At 37.0% G+C, this 17,891-nt stretch carries 15 protein-coding genes; 10 read left to right on the forward strand and 5 right to left on the reverse strand.

Annotated features, from left to right (window positions below; translation table 11 throughout):
• Positions 1-31: 31 nt before the first annotated feature.
• The 3 genes from AAY42_RS07230 to AAY42_RS07240 all read right to left on the reverse strand — a co-directional run bounded on the left by AAY42_RS07230 (position 32) and on the right by AAY42_RS07240 (position 5,941).
• Positions 32-2,323, reverse strand: coding sequence for an FdhF/YdeP family oxidoreductase (locus AAY42_RS07230; protein WP_055393735.1), 2,292 nt, complete (start codon positions 2,321-2,323; stop codon positions 32-34).
• Between the two features lie 66 nt (positions 2,324-2,389).
• Complete coding sequence (locus tag AAY42_RS07235) at positions 2,390-3,274, reverse strand: dienelactone hydrolase family protein (protein WP_055393737.1); 885 nt, start codon at positions 3,272-3,274, stop codon at positions 2,390-2,392.
• A 42-nt stretch (positions 3,275-3,316) separates the two neighbouring features.
• A complete protein-coding gene (locus tag AAY42_RS07240) occupies positions 3,317-5,941 on the reverse strand; it encodes a valine--tRNA ligase (RefSeq protein WP_055393739.1) in 2,625 nt (874 codons plus the stop codon).
• A 196-nt stretch (positions 5,942-6,137) separates the two neighbouring features.
• Here AAY42_RS07240 and AAY42_RS07245 point away from each other — a divergent pair, with 196 nt between their 5' ends.
• A complete protein-coding gene (locus AAY42_RS07245) occupies positions 6,138-6,527 on the forward strand; it encodes a DUF1573 domain-containing protein (RefSeq protein ID WP_082433353.1) in 390 nt (129 codons plus the stop codon).
• A gap of 69 nt (positions 6,528-6,596) precedes the next feature.
• Here AAY42_RS07245 and AAY42_RS07250 read toward each other — a convergent pair whose 3' ends face one another.
• Complete coding sequence (locus AAY42_RS07250) at positions 6,597-7,928, reverse strand: aspartyl protease family protein (RefSeq protein WP_313777877.1); 1,332 nt, start codon at positions 7,926-7,928, stop codon at positions 6,597-6,599.
• A 150-nt stretch (positions 7,929-8,078) separates the two neighbouring features.
• Between AAY42_RS07250 and AAY42_RS07255 the strand changes: the two genes are divergently transcribed.
• The 9 genes from AAY42_RS07255 to AAY42_RS07295 all read left to right on the forward strand — a co-directional run bounded on the left by AAY42_RS07255 (position 8,079) and on the right by AAY42_RS07295 (position 16,865).
• Positions 8,079-9,272, forward strand: coding sequence for a pyridoxal phosphate-dependent aminotransferase (locus tag AAY42_RS07255; RefSeq protein WP_055393743.1), 1,194 nt, complete (start codon positions 8,079-8,081; stop codon positions 9,270-9,272).
• Positions 9,269-10,285 carry a UDP-N-acetylmuramate dehydrogenase gene (murB, locus tag AAY42_RS07260; protein WP_055393745.1) on the forward strand — a complete coding sequence of 339 codons (1,017 nt, stop codon included), beginning with the start codon at positions 9,269-9,271 and terminating at the stop codon, positions 10,283-10,285. The genes AAY42_RS07255 and murB overlap by 4 nt, the downstream gene beginning before the upstream one ends.
• A 198-nt stretch (positions 10,286-10,483) precedes the next feature.
• Positions 10,484-11,050: an RNA polymerase sigma factor gene (locus AAY42_RS07265; protein ID WP_055393747.1), complete on the forward strand. Its 567-nt coding sequence runs from the start codon at positions 10,484-10,486 to the stop codon at positions 11,048-11,050.
• Positions 11,047-11,805 carry an anti-sigma factor gene (locus AAY42_RS07270; protein ID WP_055393749.1) on the forward strand — a complete coding sequence of 253 codons (759 nt, stop codon included), beginning with the start codon at positions 11,047-11,049 and terminating at the stop codon, positions 11,803-11,805. The genes AAY42_RS07265 and AAY42_RS07270 overlap by 4 nt, the downstream gene beginning before the upstream one ends.
• A 75-nt stretch (positions 11,806-11,880) precedes the next feature.
• A complete protein-coding gene (locus tag AAY42_RS07275) occupies positions 11,881-12,090 on the forward strand; it encodes a hypothetical protein (RefSeq protein ID WP_055393751.1) in 210 nt (69 codons plus the stop codon).
• A gap of 30 nt (positions 12,091-12,120) precedes the next feature.
• A complete protein-coding gene (locus AAY42_RS07280) occupies positions 12,121-12,675 on the forward strand; it encodes an RNA polymerase sigma factor (protein WP_055393753.1) in 555 nt (184 codons plus the stop codon).
• Between the two features lie 60 nt (positions 12,676-12,735).
• On the forward strand, positions 12,736-13,611 hold the full coding sequence (lipA, locus tag AAY42_RS07285; protein ID WP_055393755.1) for a lipoyl synthase: 876 nt from the start codon (positions 12,736-12,738) through the stop codon (positions 13,609-13,611).
• 24 nt (positions 13,612-13,635) lie between these two features.
• Complete coding sequence (gap, locus tag AAY42_RS07290) at positions 13,636-14,646, forward strand: type I glyceraldehyde-3-phosphate dehydrogenase (RefSeq protein WP_055393757.1); 1,011 nt, start codon at positions 13,636-13,638, stop codon at positions 14,644-14,646.
• Between the two features lie 44 nt (positions 14,647-14,690).
• The gene (locus AAY42_RS07295; protein WP_245625601.1) at positions 14,691-16,865 is read left to right on the forward strand and encodes an ATP-binding protein; all 2,175 of its coding nucleotides are present in this window, start codon (positions 14,691-14,693) and stop codon (positions 16,863-16,865) included.
• On the opposite strand, the gene lpxK is transcribed toward AAY42_RS07295, so the two are convergent.
• Positions 16,862-17,860, reverse strand: a complete 999-nt coding sequence (lpxK, locus tag AAY42_RS07300; RefSeq protein ID WP_055393759.1) for a tetraacyldisaccharide 4'-kinase — start codon at positions 17,858-17,860, stop codon at positions 16,862-16,864. The genes AAY42_RS07295 and lpxK overlap by 4 nt on opposite strands.
• Positions 17,861-17,891 lie beyond the last annotated feature (31 nt).

The following is a 17,891-nucleotide window of genomic DNA, read 5'->3' on the forward strand; positions in this document are numbered from 1 at the left end:
TCAGAATAGGTAAAATATATTCCCTAGAATTCTACTGTTTAGGTTGTTCTATTTGAACAATGATTGATTTACTAACTGGAGTATTGCTTTTGTCCGCATACAAACCAATAGGAACCAAAATGTTGGTTTCCGGAAAATAGGCACATAAGTTTCCAGAAGGAATATTGTATGGAATTACCTTAAACTTTTCTGCCCTGCGTTCCTTTCCTTTATAAAAACTGGTCAAATCCACTACTTGTTCGGATTTTAAATGCATATTTTCCATATCCTTCGGGTTCATAAAAACCACCCTTCGCTCTCCATGAACACCTCGATATCTGTCATTCATTCCATAAATAGTGGTATTGAATTGATCGTGACTGCGTACCGTCATCAAAATAAACTCATTAGGTTTTAAATTATGTTCCGGAAGTTTACAGATTGAAAATTGTGCTTTTCCTCCAGGCAATTTTGAAAAATCAGCTTCCCGAGCATTGTTCGGCAAGTAAAACCCAGAACCTTTAGATTTTTTAGAATAATCCTGATATTCTTGAAATACTTGGGAAATTTTCTCTCTAACCAAGTCATAATTACTTCCTAGGGCTTTCCAATCAATTTCGGAACTCTCTTTAAAGTAATGACTTGCAATGCTCGCAACAATCTCAGGTTCGCTCTTTAAATTTTCACTGGCCGGTTCCATCCTTCCCATACTTTGATGCACCTTACCCATACTGTTTTCAACAGTCACAAAATTTTCCTTATCCTTTTCTGTTCTGCCCAAAGTAGGTAAAATTAGTGCCATTTTACCCGCTGTGAGATGTGTACGGTTCAACTTTGTGCTAATCGAAACCGTTAAATCACAGCTTTGAAGTGCTTCTGAAGTGTATTCAGTATCGGAGGCCGCAGAAACAAAGTTTCCGCCCAATGCCACAAAAACCTTGGCTTTTCCATCATGCATTGCTTTAATGGCATGTACTGTGTCCAAACCTTCCTTTACCGAAGGTTTAAAACCAAATACCTGTTCAATAGATTTGTTCAGCGGTTCTGAAACATGATGCATAATTCCTACGCTCCTATCTCCCTGTACATTACTATGTCCTCGTACAGGACAGGTTCCTGATCCTTTTTTTCCAATACTTCCTTTGAGCAATAATAGATTTACACATTCCTTAATATTCTCAACTCCATTTTTGTGCTGGGTAAGTCCCATAGCCCAGCAAATGATAATTTTTGATTTTTTTGCCAATACATCGACCGCACTATCGATCATCGTAGAACTTACTCCAGATAATTCAAGTAATTTATTTTCATTCTGATGCTCTAAATCATCCAACAGTTCTTGATATCCACTAGTTTTGGCAGAGATAAATTCAGTATCGAATACCTTTTCTCCATTTTTATGTCGTTTTGCCAAACGTTTCATAATCAACTTTAACAAGGGAACATCTTGATTTATTTTCACCTGAAGAAAAATATCGGTAAGGATGGTTCCAGAGCCCAAAATCCCACTAATCTGTTGTGGATTTTTAAATCTGTTCAATCCACTTTCAGAAAGTGGATTAATTGTAATGATCTTACCTCCATTTTCTTTGCATTTTTGTAAAGCAGATAACATTCTAGGGTGATTGGTACCTGGGTTTTGACCAATTACCATTACAACCTCTGCTTCGGGAAAGTCTTCCAATATAACAGAACCTTTGCCAATACCCAAAGTTTCTGAAAGCCCTACCCCACTGGATTCATGGCACATATTTGAACAATCCGGCATGTTATTGGTGCCAAAGGCACGTGCAAAAAGGCCATATAGAAAAGCAGCTTCATTGCTAGAACGCCCAGAGGTATAGAAAATGGCTTCATCGGGAGAAGCTAAATTGTGTAGATGTTCCGAAGTAATTTCTAAGGCTTCAAGCCATGAAATAGGTTCATAATGGATTGATCCTGGTCTTAAAACAAAAGGCTCGGTAATTCTACCGCTTTTTCCTATTTGGTAATCTGTCCAGTTGGAAATTTCTTCAACAGAATATTTTTTAAAAAAATCTCGGTTCACCCGTTCATACGTAGTTTCCTCGGCAATTGCTTTAGCACCATTCTCGCAGTATTCTCCCAATTTAGAGGGTTTTTTAGGGTCTGGCCAAGCGCATCCAGGACAATCAAACCCTTCCTTTTGGTTCATCTGGGAAAGGGTTCTTAGCGACCTGAATAGCCCCGCTTCCTTACTTACATGTTCCAAAGCAGCTTTTATTCCAGGAACACCAGCAGCATAATCAGAAGGTTCAGTAATCTTTAAATTGGAAAACTCTATAATTCCAGTTGCGGAAATATTACGCTTTGGGTAATTGGACATTTAGAAAAATTGATGTCTCAAATATAATTATAAACATCATTTTTTGGCTGTTTTGTACAGCTTTAGCTATGTTAAGTGCTTTTTGAAAAAATCGATGGTTCGTTTCCAAGCCAATTCTGCGGCCTCTTTGTCATATCGGGGAGTAGTTGTATTGTGGAACCCATGGTTCACATTTGGATAGGTAAAAGCTTGGAATTCCTTTCCATTTGCTTTTAAAGCTTCTTCAAATGCCGGCCACCCGGCATTTACTCTTTTGTCCAATCCGGCAAATTGAAGCAGTAAAGGTGCGTTGATTTTATCAATATCCTCCGTTGGTTGTCCTCCATAAAATGGAACTGAAGCCGCTAAATCCTTTACTTTCACTGCCATCATGTTCGAAATCCACCCACCAAAACAAAACCCTACTACACCTATTTTGCCGTTACAGTCTTCATGGTTTTTTAGGTATTGATAAGCTGCTATAAAATCTTCAAGCATTTCGTTCCTATCCCGTTGTCTTTGCATGGTTCTGCCTTCATCATCATTTCCAGGGTAGCCACCTAAAGGAGATAAGGCATCAGGGGCCAACGTAATAAATCCTTCAAGTGCTGCTCTTCGCGCGGTATCCTCAATATATGGGTTTAGTCCTCTATTTTCATGTACTACCACAATTCCACCCATTTTCTTTGTTGTCTCCTTGGGTTTTGACAATAAGCCCTTTATGGCACCTCCACCTTTAGGAGATTCATAGTCGATGTAACCTGAATCCAAATTTGGGTCATTGGGGTTAACCAACATAGTATCCACATAATTTGGCATTAAAAAACTCATGAGGGAAGCAATGGTGACACCACCAACCGCATATAGGGACAATTTTTCCATAAACTCACGCCTTTGCATCTTGTTATGGGCGTAATCATCGTATAAATCAAAAATCTCTTGCTTTATATCTGTCTTTTTTAGTTTTTTCATGGCTGTACTGTCTTTAAAAAGGAAATTACCTAAAGGTATAAACTACTCAAGACTAGCCAAACTTTTTTGCAAGGTTTCAATTTTGGCCTCTGCATCTGAAGCTTTCTTCTTTTCCATGGCAACTACTTGTTCCGGTGCATTACTGACAAAACGTTCGTTGCTCAATTTTTTCTGTACGGACAGTAAAAAACCTCTAGTATAATTTAGTTCTTCAGTAATTTTTGTAATCTCAGCCTCAACATCGATTGCTCCGTTTATTGGAATGAAATATTCATTGCTTTTTACACGAAAACTTAGTGCTCCATCTAAACTTGCGTTAATTGTTTCCATTTGAGAAATGTTGCCCAGTTTAGTGATTATAGCATTCATTATATCGCTAGCATTCTCGCTATTTACGAGAGAAAGTTCCAAGCTTTCTTTTTGTGGGATATTTTTCTTTTTCCGAATTGTACGTATACCGGAAATTACCTCGGAAGCAAAATCAAAATCTGAGATCAGTTGATTATCAAAATCAGACTCTTTTGGCCAATTGGAAATAATCAAAGCCTCCTCTGGGGTCCGTTTAGCAATATGTTGCCAAACTTCTTCCGTCAAAAATGGCATAAAGGGATGGAGGAGTTTCAAATTTTCCTCAAACAAATGAATAACCGCATCAAAAGTAATTTTGTCAATGGGTTTTTGATAGGCAGGTTTAACAATTTCCAATAGCCATGAGCAGAAATCATCCCAAACCAGCTTATAAATAGCCATTAGGGCGTCTGAAATACGATATTTGGAAAAGTGATCTTCAATTTCGGACAAGGTTTGGTTAAACTTGGCCGTATACCAATCAATTCCAATTTTAGCAGCTTCTTGTTGCGGGAAATCTGCAACTTCCCAACCCTTTATCAATCTAAAGGCATTCCAAATCTTATTTGCAAAGTTTTTCCCCTGCTGACATAAGGCTTCATCAAACATTAGGTCGTTTCCGGCCGCTGAACTCAACAAAAGTCCAACTCGGACCCCATCTGCCCCAAAATCTTCCATGAGTTTGAGTGCATCAGGCGAATTCCCTAATTGTTTTGACATTTTGCGTCGCTGTTTATCACGCACTAGTCCCGTAAAATATACATTTTCAAAGGGTCGCTTGCCTCTATATTCATAGCCAGAAATAATCATTCTTGCCACCCAGAAAAACAAAATATCCGGACCTGTAACCAAATCACTGGTTGGATAATAATAATTTACCTCATCGTTATCAGGAGCCAAAATTCCACCAAAAACACTTATTGGCCAGAGCCATGATGAAAACCATGTATCTACCACGTCTGAGTCTTGACGCAAATCTGACTCATTAATTTTTGGATTCTTAATTTTTGCTTTTTCCAAGGCTTGTTCCTTGGTTTCTGCGACAACAAAATCATTTTTGCCGTCACCGTAGTAGTAAGCAGGAATCTGTTGTCCCCACCATAACTGACGGGAAATGTTCCAGTCACGGATGTTTTCCATCCAATGCCTATAGGTATTTTCAAACTTTTTGGGATATAGTTTTATATCTCCCGTCTTTAACACACCATCAATCGCAGGTTTGGCCAAATCTTCCATTTTCAAAAACCATTGATCGGATAAGCGAGGTTCAATTACTGCCTTAGTGCGCTCAGAAGTACCAACTTTGTTGGTATGTTGCTCTGTTTTTACTAAAAAGCCCTGTTCTTCAAGTTCTTTTGCTATTTCCTTTCTAACCACAAAACGGTCTTTTCCTTGGTAATGAAGACCATAGGAATTTAAGGTAGCATCTTCATTAAATATATCTACTACCTCCAGATCATGTTTATCGCCAAGGTTTTTGTCGTTTTCATCGTGAGCTGGGGTAACTTTTAAGCAGCCTGTTCCAAATTCAATATCAACATATTCGTCCTCAATAATGGGTATAACTCGGTTGCAGATAGGCACAATGGCCTTTTTGCCCCTTAAATGGTGATACCTTTCATCATTTGGGTTGATGCAGATAGCGGTGTCTCCTAAAATTGTCTCAGGTCTAGTGGTGGCAATGGTTACTTTTTCATCCGAACCTTCAATTTTATACTCCAAATAGTACAAAGCCCCCTGTTTTTCTTCATAGATTACTTCTTCATCAGATAAGGTGGTTTTGGCTTCTGGGTCCCAATTTACCATTCGGTACCCCCTGTAAATCAATCCTTTTTCATATAAATCAACAAAAACCTTGATAACAGAGGCTGACATATCGTCATCCATGGTGAACTTTTTACGGTTCCAATCCAACGAACAACCAAGTTTTTCCAATTGTTTGAAAATAACACCTCCATATTCGTGGGTCCAGTCCCAAACATGTTTTAAAAATTCCTCTCGTGTTAAATCAGATTTTTCAATCCCATCTGCCTTCAATTTAGCAACTACTTTAGCTTCTGTGGCTATTGCAGCATGGTCGGAACCCGGCACCCAACATGCATTTTTGCCCATAAGCCTTGCCCTACGTATGAGTACATCCTGTATAGTATTGTTGAGCATATGCCCCATATGCAATACTCCTGTGACATTGGGAGGGGGGATTACAATAGTATAAGGCTCTCTATCATCTGGCTTTGAGCTAAAAAAATCATGCTTCATCCAGTATGAATACCATTGTTGTTCTACCCTGATAGGGTCATATTTTGATGGGATTTCCATTTTTCGGTATAGTTTTTGTCTTTTTTGATTCAGATTGGGTTTTTGAAGGAGAGACAAAATGTTAATTTATGACTATTCTCCGGCTGAGAGCCAATCTGGAAATACGAAACAAAAATAAGTAACGTTATTACATAACAAAAGAATTTTGGATGCAGGTGTGAAAACATTTACTTTTGAAATTCACCCAAAACTAAAAATGATGAAAAAAACTGTACTCATGTTGTTCGTTGGACTTCTATCTTTAGGCGTTTATGCCCAGGAGTCTGCAGCAAAGATTGAATTTAAAAGTGAAACCATTGACTACGGTGAAATTGAAAAAGGTAGCGATGGTGTCAGAGTTTTTGAGTTTACCAACACAGGAAGTGTTCCGTTGGTAATAAGCGCTGTAAAATCCAGCTGTGGATGTACTATTCCAAAAAAGCCGGAAGATCCAATTTTACCAGGAAAAACTGGTGAGATTCAGGTTAAATATGATACCAAAAGAGTTGGGCCTATTAGAAAAGCTATAACGGTCACCTCCAATGCTGATACTCCAACAAAGGTTCTTAAAATAAAGGGAACTGTTAAAGCTGAAGGAGCCAAGTAAAGAAATAAAGAATTATTACATAAAAAAGCCCCGCAAACAATGTTTGCGGGGCTTTTTACTTTTTTTGGCTCAAAACACTTTCTTCAATACAAAAGAGAATAATAAATCCCGGTTGTAGCGTTCAATCAAAACCCGAATGCGTTTTCCTTCTTTTTGGTTCAACATTTTTAGAACTTCTTGAAGCTTATAGGTATGGATTCTTTTTCCGTTTACCGCCAATATTACATCTCCTTCTCGCAGTCCGGCCTCAGCCGCTGGGCTCCCCGAACGAATACCTGAAACAATGATTTCGGGAACCAAACTCAATCTTGTTTTGTTTTCCAATAAAATCTGAACATTGCCAAACGGATCATCATTATTTTTAACAACGCCGTTAGGGCCTGCTATACTCTCAGCAATGTACCTAAGACCATTGTGCTGAATATCTATACCGGCTAAATTATATTGAAACGGGGTTGAAAAATTCCCGTTTTTCTTAAGTGTTACTTGTCCACGTGGGTAATCAAAAATAATATTGAAGCGTTTTAGAATTTCCCCTCCCACACTTCCATTACGATCACCTAAGAATTTAATAAACCCAAAAGATTCCCTATATGGAAAAGCAGTTTTTGCATCCTTAAGTTCAAAGTCGCCTATTCTAATTCCACTGACTTTTGTACGCTTTCCAAAAACATCACCACTTAAACCCCGACCGAGATAATCTTCGTAATGTTTCTCGGGAATATCCAATCCCTTTTCAGGTTGATGAAAAAGCCAGAGAGCATCACTACTTCCTGTATCGACCAACAATTTAACGGGGACATTATCAGCATCTTCCATTAACACAGTACCTTCGATATAAGCTTTTCTTTTCTCAATCGAAATTGGAAGTGTTTGAGACTTTTTTGGGCTTGAATCTTTATATAAGTCAGGGTTATGAAGTCTAATATTCCGGGAACCATAATTAACCTCAATAACAAAATCCCTAAACAGATCATAACCTAAAATACCATGAACAGGCATGCCCAATGAGGTTGAAAAATTAATTTCTTTATCCAAAACCACATAAAGATCTTGGTTGTAATTCCTTGCACTTCCCAATTTAAACGTATTTCCTTTTGAACTTAAGGCTGCCATGGGTTCACCACCTCCCAATCCTCTAATCGTGATCTCCTGAACATTGTTTATCAGAAGTGAATCTCTATCAGAAATATTAAAAAGAATGGGCCTGCTTACTCCAGAATCCAGAACAAAGGTCAATTCAGCACCGTTAACCTCGACAGGAATTAGGATGAGGTTGTTAAGAAGCTGAAATTTTATTTTTTGGGATTTTTGATTTTTGGGCAAAACAAAACTCTGCGCAGAAACCAAAAATGGTATCAACATTAGAAGAAGCATAAAAAAATGATGATTTTTTTTCAATTTGCTTGCTTTTAAAGGGTTATCCTTCTTAAATATACAAAATAATGATGGGGTCCTGTTTTAATTTAACATTCTTCTAACCTCCCAAATAATAGCTCATTGTGTTGTTTCCATGCTTTGGTTTTCTCATTTTTGCCTAAAATTTCAGGTATGCCAGATATTTCGAGGAAGGGATTACAAATGCCAGCTTCACCTATACGTAAGTTGGTGCCTTTTGCAGAGGACGCAAAAAAAAAGGGGACTCATGTCATTCATCTGAACATTGGACAACCCGATATAAAAACCCCAAAAATAGCATTGGATGCTGTAAGAAATCATAACATTGATGTTCTTGCATACAGCATGACAGAAGGTTCAGAGGAATACAGAAAAAAGATAGCTGCCTATTATTCAGACAACAAAATCAATGTAACATCAAATGATATTATTGTTACTACCGGTGGATCAGAAGCACTTTCCTTTGTAATGGGCTCCATTATGGATGCTGATGATGAAATTATCATTCCCGAACCTTTTTATGCCAATTATAACGGTTTTGCTACAGCTTCAGGAGTTAAGGTTGTTCCTATTGTATCGAACATTAAAAACAATTTTTCGCTACCCCCAATAGCAAGTTTCGAAAAATTGATTACCGATAAAACCAAGGCAATTTTAATCTGTAACCCTGGAAATCCCACTGGTTATCTGTATAGTAAGGATGAAATTCAACAATTGGCTGCATTGGTGAAAAAACATGATTTATTCCTTGTTGCAGATGAAGTATACCGAGAATTTACCTATGATGACAGGGAACATTATTCCATTTTGCAAGAGGAAGGGCTTGAGGAAAATGCAATAATCGTGGATTCTGTCTCTAAAAGATACAGCATGTGCGGTGCACGAATTGGCTGTTTAGTATCTAAAAACCAAGAAGTAATACAAACGGCACTCAAATTTGCCCAAGCACGTTTGTCACCACCCACTTTTGCCCAAATTGCAAGTGAAGCGGCCTTAGAAACCCCTAAGGAGTATTTTGATGACGTAATTAAAGAGTATGTGGAAAGAAGAAATGTCCTGGTATCAGAACTACAAAAAATACAAGGTGTAAAGGTAGCTGTACCGCAAGGGGCATTTTACTGCGTTGTTGAATTACCTGTCTCGAATTCTGATAATTTTGCGCAATGGCTTTTGGAAAAATTTGAAATAGATGGGAATACAGTAATGGTTGCTCCGGCTGCTGGTTTTTATGCCACTAAAGGGCTAGGAAACAATCAGATTAGAATAGCATATGTGCTGGAAAAAGATCAACTTGTAAAAGCGGTCCATATTTTGGGCGAAGCATTAAAAGTGTATAACGAAGGGTGAACATTCAAGAAAACATATCGCTCAGAAACTACAACACCTTTGGAATAGATGTTAAAGCCAGCTATTTTATTGATATTACCGGGATGGTTCAATTACAAAAGGTACTTGAATTAAAATCTTATTCAAGAAAATTCATCATTAGCGGCGGAAGCAATATGCTTTTGACAAAGGATATTGATGCATTGGTTATGCATATCAACCTAAAAGGCATTACTGTTGTTGAAGAAAATGAAGATGAGGTTATAATCAAGGTAATGGCTGGTGAAAATTGGCATGAGTTAGTGCTCTGGACCCTGGAACGTGGCTATGGCGGATTGGAAAACCTTTCCCTTATACCGGGAAATACTGGAACCGCTCCAATACAAAACATTGGCGCTTATGGAGTAGAGCTCAAGGATGTCTTTGTAAACTGCTCGGCCATGGAAATAGATACCGGTGAATTGATTTCATTTGATAAAGATGCTTGCAAATTTGGTTATAGGGATTCCATTTTTAAGAATGAAGCCAAAGAAAAATACATTATCACCTCGGTAAGCCTAAAATTGACAAAACAAAACCATAATTTAAATACGGGATATGGTGCTATTGAAACCGAACTCAAGAAAATGGAGGTGGTTTACCCCACTATTCAAGATATATCCAATGCGGTAATAGCAATACGGCAGCATAAATTACCAAACCCTAAAGAAATTGGGAATAGTGGTAGTTTCTTTAAAAATCCAGTAGTTTCTAGAAAAACTTTTAAAAGGTTGAAAAAAAACAATCCAGATATTCCTTTTTATGAAGTTGATCAAGAACAGTATAAAATACCTGCTGGTTGGCTTATAGAACAATGTGGGTTTAAAGGAAAACGATTTGGCGATGCAGGAGTCCACGAAAAACAAGCCTTGGTACTTGTAAACTATGGAAATGCAACAGGTGAGGAAATACTTGAGCTGGCACAATTAATTCATCAAGAAGTAGATGGTAAATTCAAGATTCGTATTCAACCAGAAGTTAATATAATAAAATAACCCCTGCATTAAAGTAATTACAGGGGTTATACCAAACCAAACTAACCAAAATTGTATATACGTACTATTGTATTCGTTCTATATGCTTATATTTCACACCAATAAATAATCCTTTTTCTAACTTAGCGTTGTAGTATATACGAGAGATATTTTATTTTAGATTTTAGCCCCCTGAAATTTTACTTTAATGACCGGTAAATGAGTACACTAATTGAAAAACATATTGTTTCATTACTTGCAGAAAGGGATGACAAAGCAATAGCACTGTTATATGACCATTATGGGGACACACTGTACGGTGTGGCCTATAAAGTTGTAAGAGATGAAGATTTGGCACAAGATGTTCTGCAGGAGAGCTTTATTAAAATTTGGAAGAAAGCGGATTCCTACGACCCTTCAAAAGCAAAACTCTTTACCTGGCTGTTTCGAATTATTAGAAATACAGCAATAGATAAGTTAAGAAGTGTTAATAATAAATCTGATAAAGAAGTCCAAATTGATGTTTCGGACGTATATAATTTAGGAGTAAGCGGAATCAGACCCGAATTTATGGATGTCCAGGACAACTTGGAAAAGATTGAACCTAAGTATAAAATTGTTTTGGAAGCCCTATTTTTTGAAGGCATGACCCAGCAAGAAGCAAGTGAAGAGTTGGGAATTCCTTTAGGAACCATTAAATCAAGATTGAAAATTGGTTTAAGGGAACTTGGTAAAATTTATGGTACATCAATAGCCATACTCCTTTTTATAATTTTATTATCATGAAAGAAAAAGTAAAAATATTCTTGGATTCTGATGTTTTAGAAAAATATCTCCTTGGGGATACTTCAAAAGAGGAAAGCCTTAAGGCTGAAAGATATATTACCATGTATCCTGAAGTAAGGAAAACTTATGATGAACTCCAGGAAAATTTGGAAACTTTTGCAAAAATGTATGCCAGAAAAACACCTGAAGGGCTTAAAGAGATTATACTTCATAGTGCAAAGAAAGGGCAAATGGAGAGTAAGAAATTCTTCCGTTACGCCATTGCTGCCAGTGTAGCCATCATGATATTTGCTGGATCTTCCTTTTTCTTTTGGAACCAGAATAAAAACCTACAAGTAGAAAATGACTTTGTAACGACCCAAATAAAATATTTGGAAGAGAACATGAAGAATCAATTGGAAGATGTAAGGAACCAATTTATCGTTCTAAACAATCCGGATACCAAGAAATATGCGTTGAGCGGGAAAAAAGAAGCCAAGGAACTTAAAGCCGTGGCGTATATTAACCCTGTGAAAAAGCTATCCTACATTAATGTAAGTAATGTGCCAAATCTTCCTGAGAACAAATGTTTCCAGATGTGGGCAGAAGTTAATGGAGAGTTGGTAAACCTCGGTATCATCAAACAATTTGATGATAAGGATAAACTTTTGGCATTGCCTTATGCTGAAAACGCAATTGGTTACATTACCATTGAACCCAAAGGAGGAAACACATCTCCAACCGTTCAAAATATAGTGGCGAATATCAACTACTAAGCGCAACCATTAAAGTATCCATAAACTAGACATTCCTTAGTCAGGTATTTTGTAACTTTGCCCAAAAGTTGGAATATGAAGTTAGCACTTTTGACCATTGGCATATTGGGACTTGCCGTTGCAGGAATTGCCATTAAGATTTGGTCTAAAAAAGATGGGGAATTTGCTGGTACATGTGCTAGTCAAAATCCGTTTTTAAACAAAGAAGGAGAAGCTTGTGGATTTTGCGGAAAACTTCCCAGTGAGCAAGATTGCAAAAAAGACTCCATGCCTGAGTTACAATAACCCACAATTGTAAAATCACTTTTTTTTAACATGGTTGAGACTTCCATTAAGGAGAATATTAAAAAAGCAAAAGATGGAAATCAAATTGCCTTTAGTATTCTTTTGGACACTTTTTGGAATGATGTCTATGGTTTTCAACTTATAAGAACAAAAAACGAAAACGATGCGGAAGACATCACAATTCGCACCTTTTCAAAAGCTTTCGACAAAATAAACTCCTATGATGATGCCTACGAGTTTAAGACCTGGCTCATCACCATCTCCAAAAACCTTCATGTTGATCTCATTCGAAAAAGGAAAAGAAGTCTTTTGGACGAAATGGACAATCACGGTGATGAAGTAAAAAAGGTATTGGACGAAACCCCGTCCGTGGAAGATCAATTGATTATAGAACAAAACCTAGCAAACCTCTTACAGGACATTAAAAAACTTAAGCCCCATTATCAAAAGGTCATCAACCTGAGATATTTCAATGAATTGAGTTATGCAGAAATTGCCAAAGAACTCAATGAACCAGTGAACAACATCAAAGTAAAACTCTTACGGGCAAAAAAACTTTTGGCAGAAATTATCACAAAAAAGTGACACGTAAACCCATCATTCTTTCCTTAGCAGTTTCTTATCTTTGCATATCAAATTTCTGATATGAGCTCAACCACTGTTGACAATGTTCTACCACCAAAAGGAAAACCCAAATGGCTACGGGTAAAACTTCCAACAGGAAAAAAATATACCCAGTTAAGAGGCCTTGTTGATAAGTATGACCTACATACCATTTGCACATCAGGAAGTTGCCCGAATATGGGAGAATGTTGGGGGGAAGGAACAGCCACCTTTATGATTCTTGGAAATGTTTGCACCCGTTCCTGTGGTTTTTGCGGTGTAAAAACAGGAAGGCCTGAAAGTATTGATTGGGCAGAACCGGAAAAAGTGGCTCGCTCCATAAAGATTATGGGCATAAAGCATGCAGTGGTTACTTCAGTTGATAGGGATGACTTAAAAGATATGGGATCCATCATTTGGGCAGAAACCGTAAAAGCCATTCGAAGAATGAATCCTGAAACCACCCTGGAAACGCTTATTCCAGACTTTCAAGGAATTGAATCCCATTTAGATAGGGTTCTGCATGTAGCTCCCGAAGTAATCTCCCATAATATGGAGACCGTAAAAAGACTCACTAGGGAAGTACGCATCCAAGCCAAATATGAAAGAAGCTTGGGGGTATTGGACTATCTGAAGAAAAATGGAGCAAACAGAACCAAATCTGGTATTATGCTTGGTCTTGGAGAATTGGAAGAAGAGGTTATCAACACCATGCAAGATTTAAGAAATGTAAATGTGGATGTTGTCACATTAGGACAATATTTACAACCTTCAAAAAAACATTTGCCCGTCAAAGAGTTCATTTTACCAGAGCAATTCAAGAAATACGAGGAAATTGGATTGGAAATGGGTTTCAGACATGTGGAAAGCGGCGCTCTTGTGCGCTCTTCCTATAAAGCCCATAAACACATATCCTAACCACATCAATACCGTTCATTTTTAATGAAACAAATTAACATTGGCATTAATGGCTTTGGTCGTATAGGACGAACACTCTTTAGGTTGCTTCAAGCTTATCCAAATATAACCGTAGTTGCAATTAACGATGTATGCGATGCTGGGACATTGGCCCATCTTTTGAAATATGATAGCATTCACGGACCCTTTAATGTTGATATCAGTTCCGAAGGAAATTCAATTATAGTTGATGGTAAAGAAGTAAGTGTTCTGGGACATGATAATCCACAACAGATTGATTGGGGCATACATAAAGTGGACATTGTTGTAGAAGCGTCAGGAAAATTCAAAAAGAAAGAGCAGCTGGCACATCACATAGAAAATGGTGCAAAAAAAGTAATATTGTCCGTTCCACCTGAAGATGATTCTATAAAACTTGTTGTACTTGGGGTCAATGAAGAACAAATACTACCAGAAGACCATATTATCTCCAATGCCTCTTGCACAACAAACAACGCGGCTCCAATGATTAAGGTTATCAATGAGCTATGTGGCATTGAACAGGCTTATATCACCACAATACATTCGTATACATCAGACCAAAGCCTGCATGATAGGCCACACCGTGATTTAAGAAGGTCCAGAGCAGCTGGGCAATCCATTATACCAACTACCACAGGTGCTGCTAAAGCATTGACCAAAATTTTTCCGGAATTATCCAATGTTATTGGCGGATGTGGTATACGTGTCCCCGTTCCCAATGGCTCTTTAACGGACATCACCTTCAATGTTAAAAAAGAGACTTCAATTGAGGAAATAAACCATACTTTTGAGTATTATGCCAAAAATCAATTAAAAGGTATACTCCATTATACGGAAGACCCTATTGTTTCTATCGATATAAACAATAGTTGTTACTCTTGTACGTTTGATTCTTTGATGACCTCGGTTATCGGCAAAATGGTAAAAATCATTGGATGGTATGACAATGAGACCGGATATTGTTCAAGAATCATTGATTTAATAGCTTTGCTTCTAAAGAAAAAATACATTTGACCTGGAGTTCAATATATAAACATATTTGTAGTGCAAATCTAATTGTGCTATGTATATTCCTATGCACTATTTTATCCTACGGTCAAAATGATGTTAGCTCTACCTCCAAAGTGCAATTAATTTTTGATGAATTCTTAATTTATAGGCATCAAAACCAGGTAGACAAAGCCATAGAAGCCCTAGATAAAGCTGCCAAGATCGCGGAAAACAATGAAGATGTAAAACTCCTTTTGGATACTTACCATCAATACACCCGATTATTCTTGGAAGAAGGAGACACAGAAACAGCCATATACTATTGGGACCGGGCAAGTATCCTCTTAAAAGACCTTTCTTATTCTTTTGGACAAGCCTTTCATAATTATTTAGAGGCTGAAGTACGTTTTACTGAAGGAAATAATTTTCAATCGTTAAAGTTGTTGGAAGAATCGCGAAAATTGAGCAACAACAGAAATTTAGGAAACAATATCCTCTTGCTAGAAGCTTACATCTATTCCAATATTGGGAATTATGAGGATGCAGTCAAAAATTTGCATGCCTTGATTGTTAATTCAGACGACAAGGAAAGAGCCTTTTTAGCAACAACAGCCAATCTACAGTTGGCAAAAATAAGTCTTGAACTTGAAGATTTTGAAGAAGCTATCATTCATTCAAAGGCAGCACTTGAGTTGGCGGAAAAACACAGCTATCATAAAAATATTAAATATGCCAACGAGATGCTTTCCATGATTTATGAAAAGATGGGAAATCATGAAGAATCGTTGCTTTATTACAAAAACTTGGGGCAGATAAAAGATTCTATTTTCAACATTGATAAAATAAAACTGGAAACAAAGACAGCGGATAGAATTACATCCGAACATAAAACAAATACAATAAATAAGCTCACCGCTAAAAATGAAGAACTAAGTGAGTCCAAAAACCGGTCAGAGATAACCGCTATTCTTACATCGGCTTTTTTAACCATTATTTCATTACTGGCCGTTTCACTTTTTAGAAATAACCAGATAAAACTTAAGACCAACGATTTGTTGTATACAAAAAACAAGGAATTGGAGTTGGCAAGGGATTCAGCCGTATCTGCCATGGAGGCAAAAACAAACTTCCTATCAACAGTTACCCATGAGCTGCGCACCCCTTTATATGCCGTTACTGGACTTACACATTTACTATTAGAGGAAGATCCAGCGGAACATCAAAAAGAACATCTAAAATCTTTGAAATTTTCTGGGGATTATCTGCTTAATTTCATCAATGATATCTTACAAATCAATAAGATTGATGCAGATAAGTTGGAACCCTTGAAAATAGAGTTCAAACTGCAAAAGGTGCTCGCGGATGTTGTAGACTCCCTACAGCAAAATGCAAACGAAAAAAATACTTCTTTAATTCTAGATTACGATTCCAAAATTCCACAACAATTACTGGGAGACCCCATTAAAATATCCCAAATCTTTATGAATCTTGTGGGCAATGCATTAAAATTTACTAAAGATGGTAAAGTTGAGGTAATTGCCAAATTGTTGAAGAAAGAGGAAGATGAGGTAAAGTTATACTTTGAGGTAAAGGATAATGGCATAGGGATTTCTGAAGATCAGCAAAAAAACATTTTTGAAAGTTTTGAGCAAGGTTCTGTGCAGATCAACCGTGAATATGGCGGTACTGGATTAGGTTTGACCATTGTAAAAAGTCTTTTAGGGCTTTTTAATAGCAAAATTAATCTAGAAAGTGAAATTGGCCATGGAAGTTCGTTCTTCTTTGAAATGGATTTAAAATGCGATGCTAATGCGTTAAATGAAGTTTCTTTTGAACTGGACATTCAAGAGTTTGAATTTAAGGGGTTACATATTTTGATTGTTGAGGACAATAAGATAAACCAGGTAATCACCAAAAAAATGCTTACCAAAAAGGAAATTACCTGCGATATCGCCAATAATGGAAATGAGGCAATAGATATGGCAAAGGCCAACACCTATAATGCCATTTTAATGGATATACATATGCCAGGAATAAGCGGTGAAGAAGCTACAAGGCAAATTCGAAAATTCGATATGGAAATCCCAATTATTGCGTTGACCGCCATTTCTTTGGACGATAGTTTGGACAGCTTCTACGAAGCTGGTTGTAATGATGTGGTCACCAAACCATTTAAACCTGAGGTCTTCTATCAAAAAATTGGTGAGAACATATTCAAAAATAAGCTGGAAGGATTAGTTTAAATTAAATCTAAAATTGCTTTCTGTAATATCATTTCATCCTCTTTCGAAAATTGATGGGCTACTTCCAAATAATATAAGTTATCCACCTTACCGGACAATCGCACAAAATCTTTTTCAGTTGTCAATATAATTTCAAAACCACTGAACTCCTGTATTTCCTTTTCAGTAAAATAATGATGATCTGCATACTCAAAGTGTGTCACTTGTAGTCCAATATCAAAGAGATGTGAAACCAGAGGTTTGGGAGAGGCTATTCCGGTAACCAATACAACTTTTTTCTCTTTCAAACTTAAAAGAGCTATTTCATCTTTTGACCCGTTCTTAACCACCTCGTTATATGCCAATGAGCTAAACAGCAACTTCTGACCACTCAATAATTTGAGTTTTTTTGAAATTGCAGTTCTTTCATCTTCAGATAAAAGTTTGGGACACTTAGTAACAATTACCATGTGAGCACGTTTCGCTTCTGATTTACTGTCTCTAAGATTCCCGGTAGGCAAATACCAGTCATCAATATACAAGTTTCCATATGCCGTTAACAATATTGAATATGTAGGTTTAACTTTCCTATGTTGAAACGCATCGTCCAACAAAACAACATCAGGTTTGACCAAGTTTTCAAGTTGTGTAATTCCATTTCTTCTATCCGCATCTACAGCAACAGTAATTTTCGGGAATTTTTTATGAATTTGAAAAGGTTCATCGCCAATATCTTCCACAGAAGATTTTGATTCTGCAATTAAAAAACCTTTAGACTTTCGTTTATACCCCCTACTTAAAACAGCAATTGAATGACTATCAAGTAATCGAATCAAATATTCAATCATTGGTGTTTTCCCCGTTCCTCCCACACTAAGGTTACCAACACATATTGTAACGGTTGGGTAAGATAAAGACCTATAAAACCCAATATTATACAGGTAATTCCTTAAAAAAATCACCAATGCATAAATCAAGGAAAATGGAAATGCTATTTTGCGAAGCAGCTGCTGCATAAAGCGAAAATATAATATTTTATCTTTAGCC

It is taken from the genome of Flagellimonas eckloniae (genome assembly GCF_001413955.1).
Taxonomy (GTDB): domain Bacteria; phylum Bacteroidota; class Bacteroidia; order Flavobacteriales; family Flavobacteriaceae; genus Flagellimonas; species Flagellimonas eckloniae.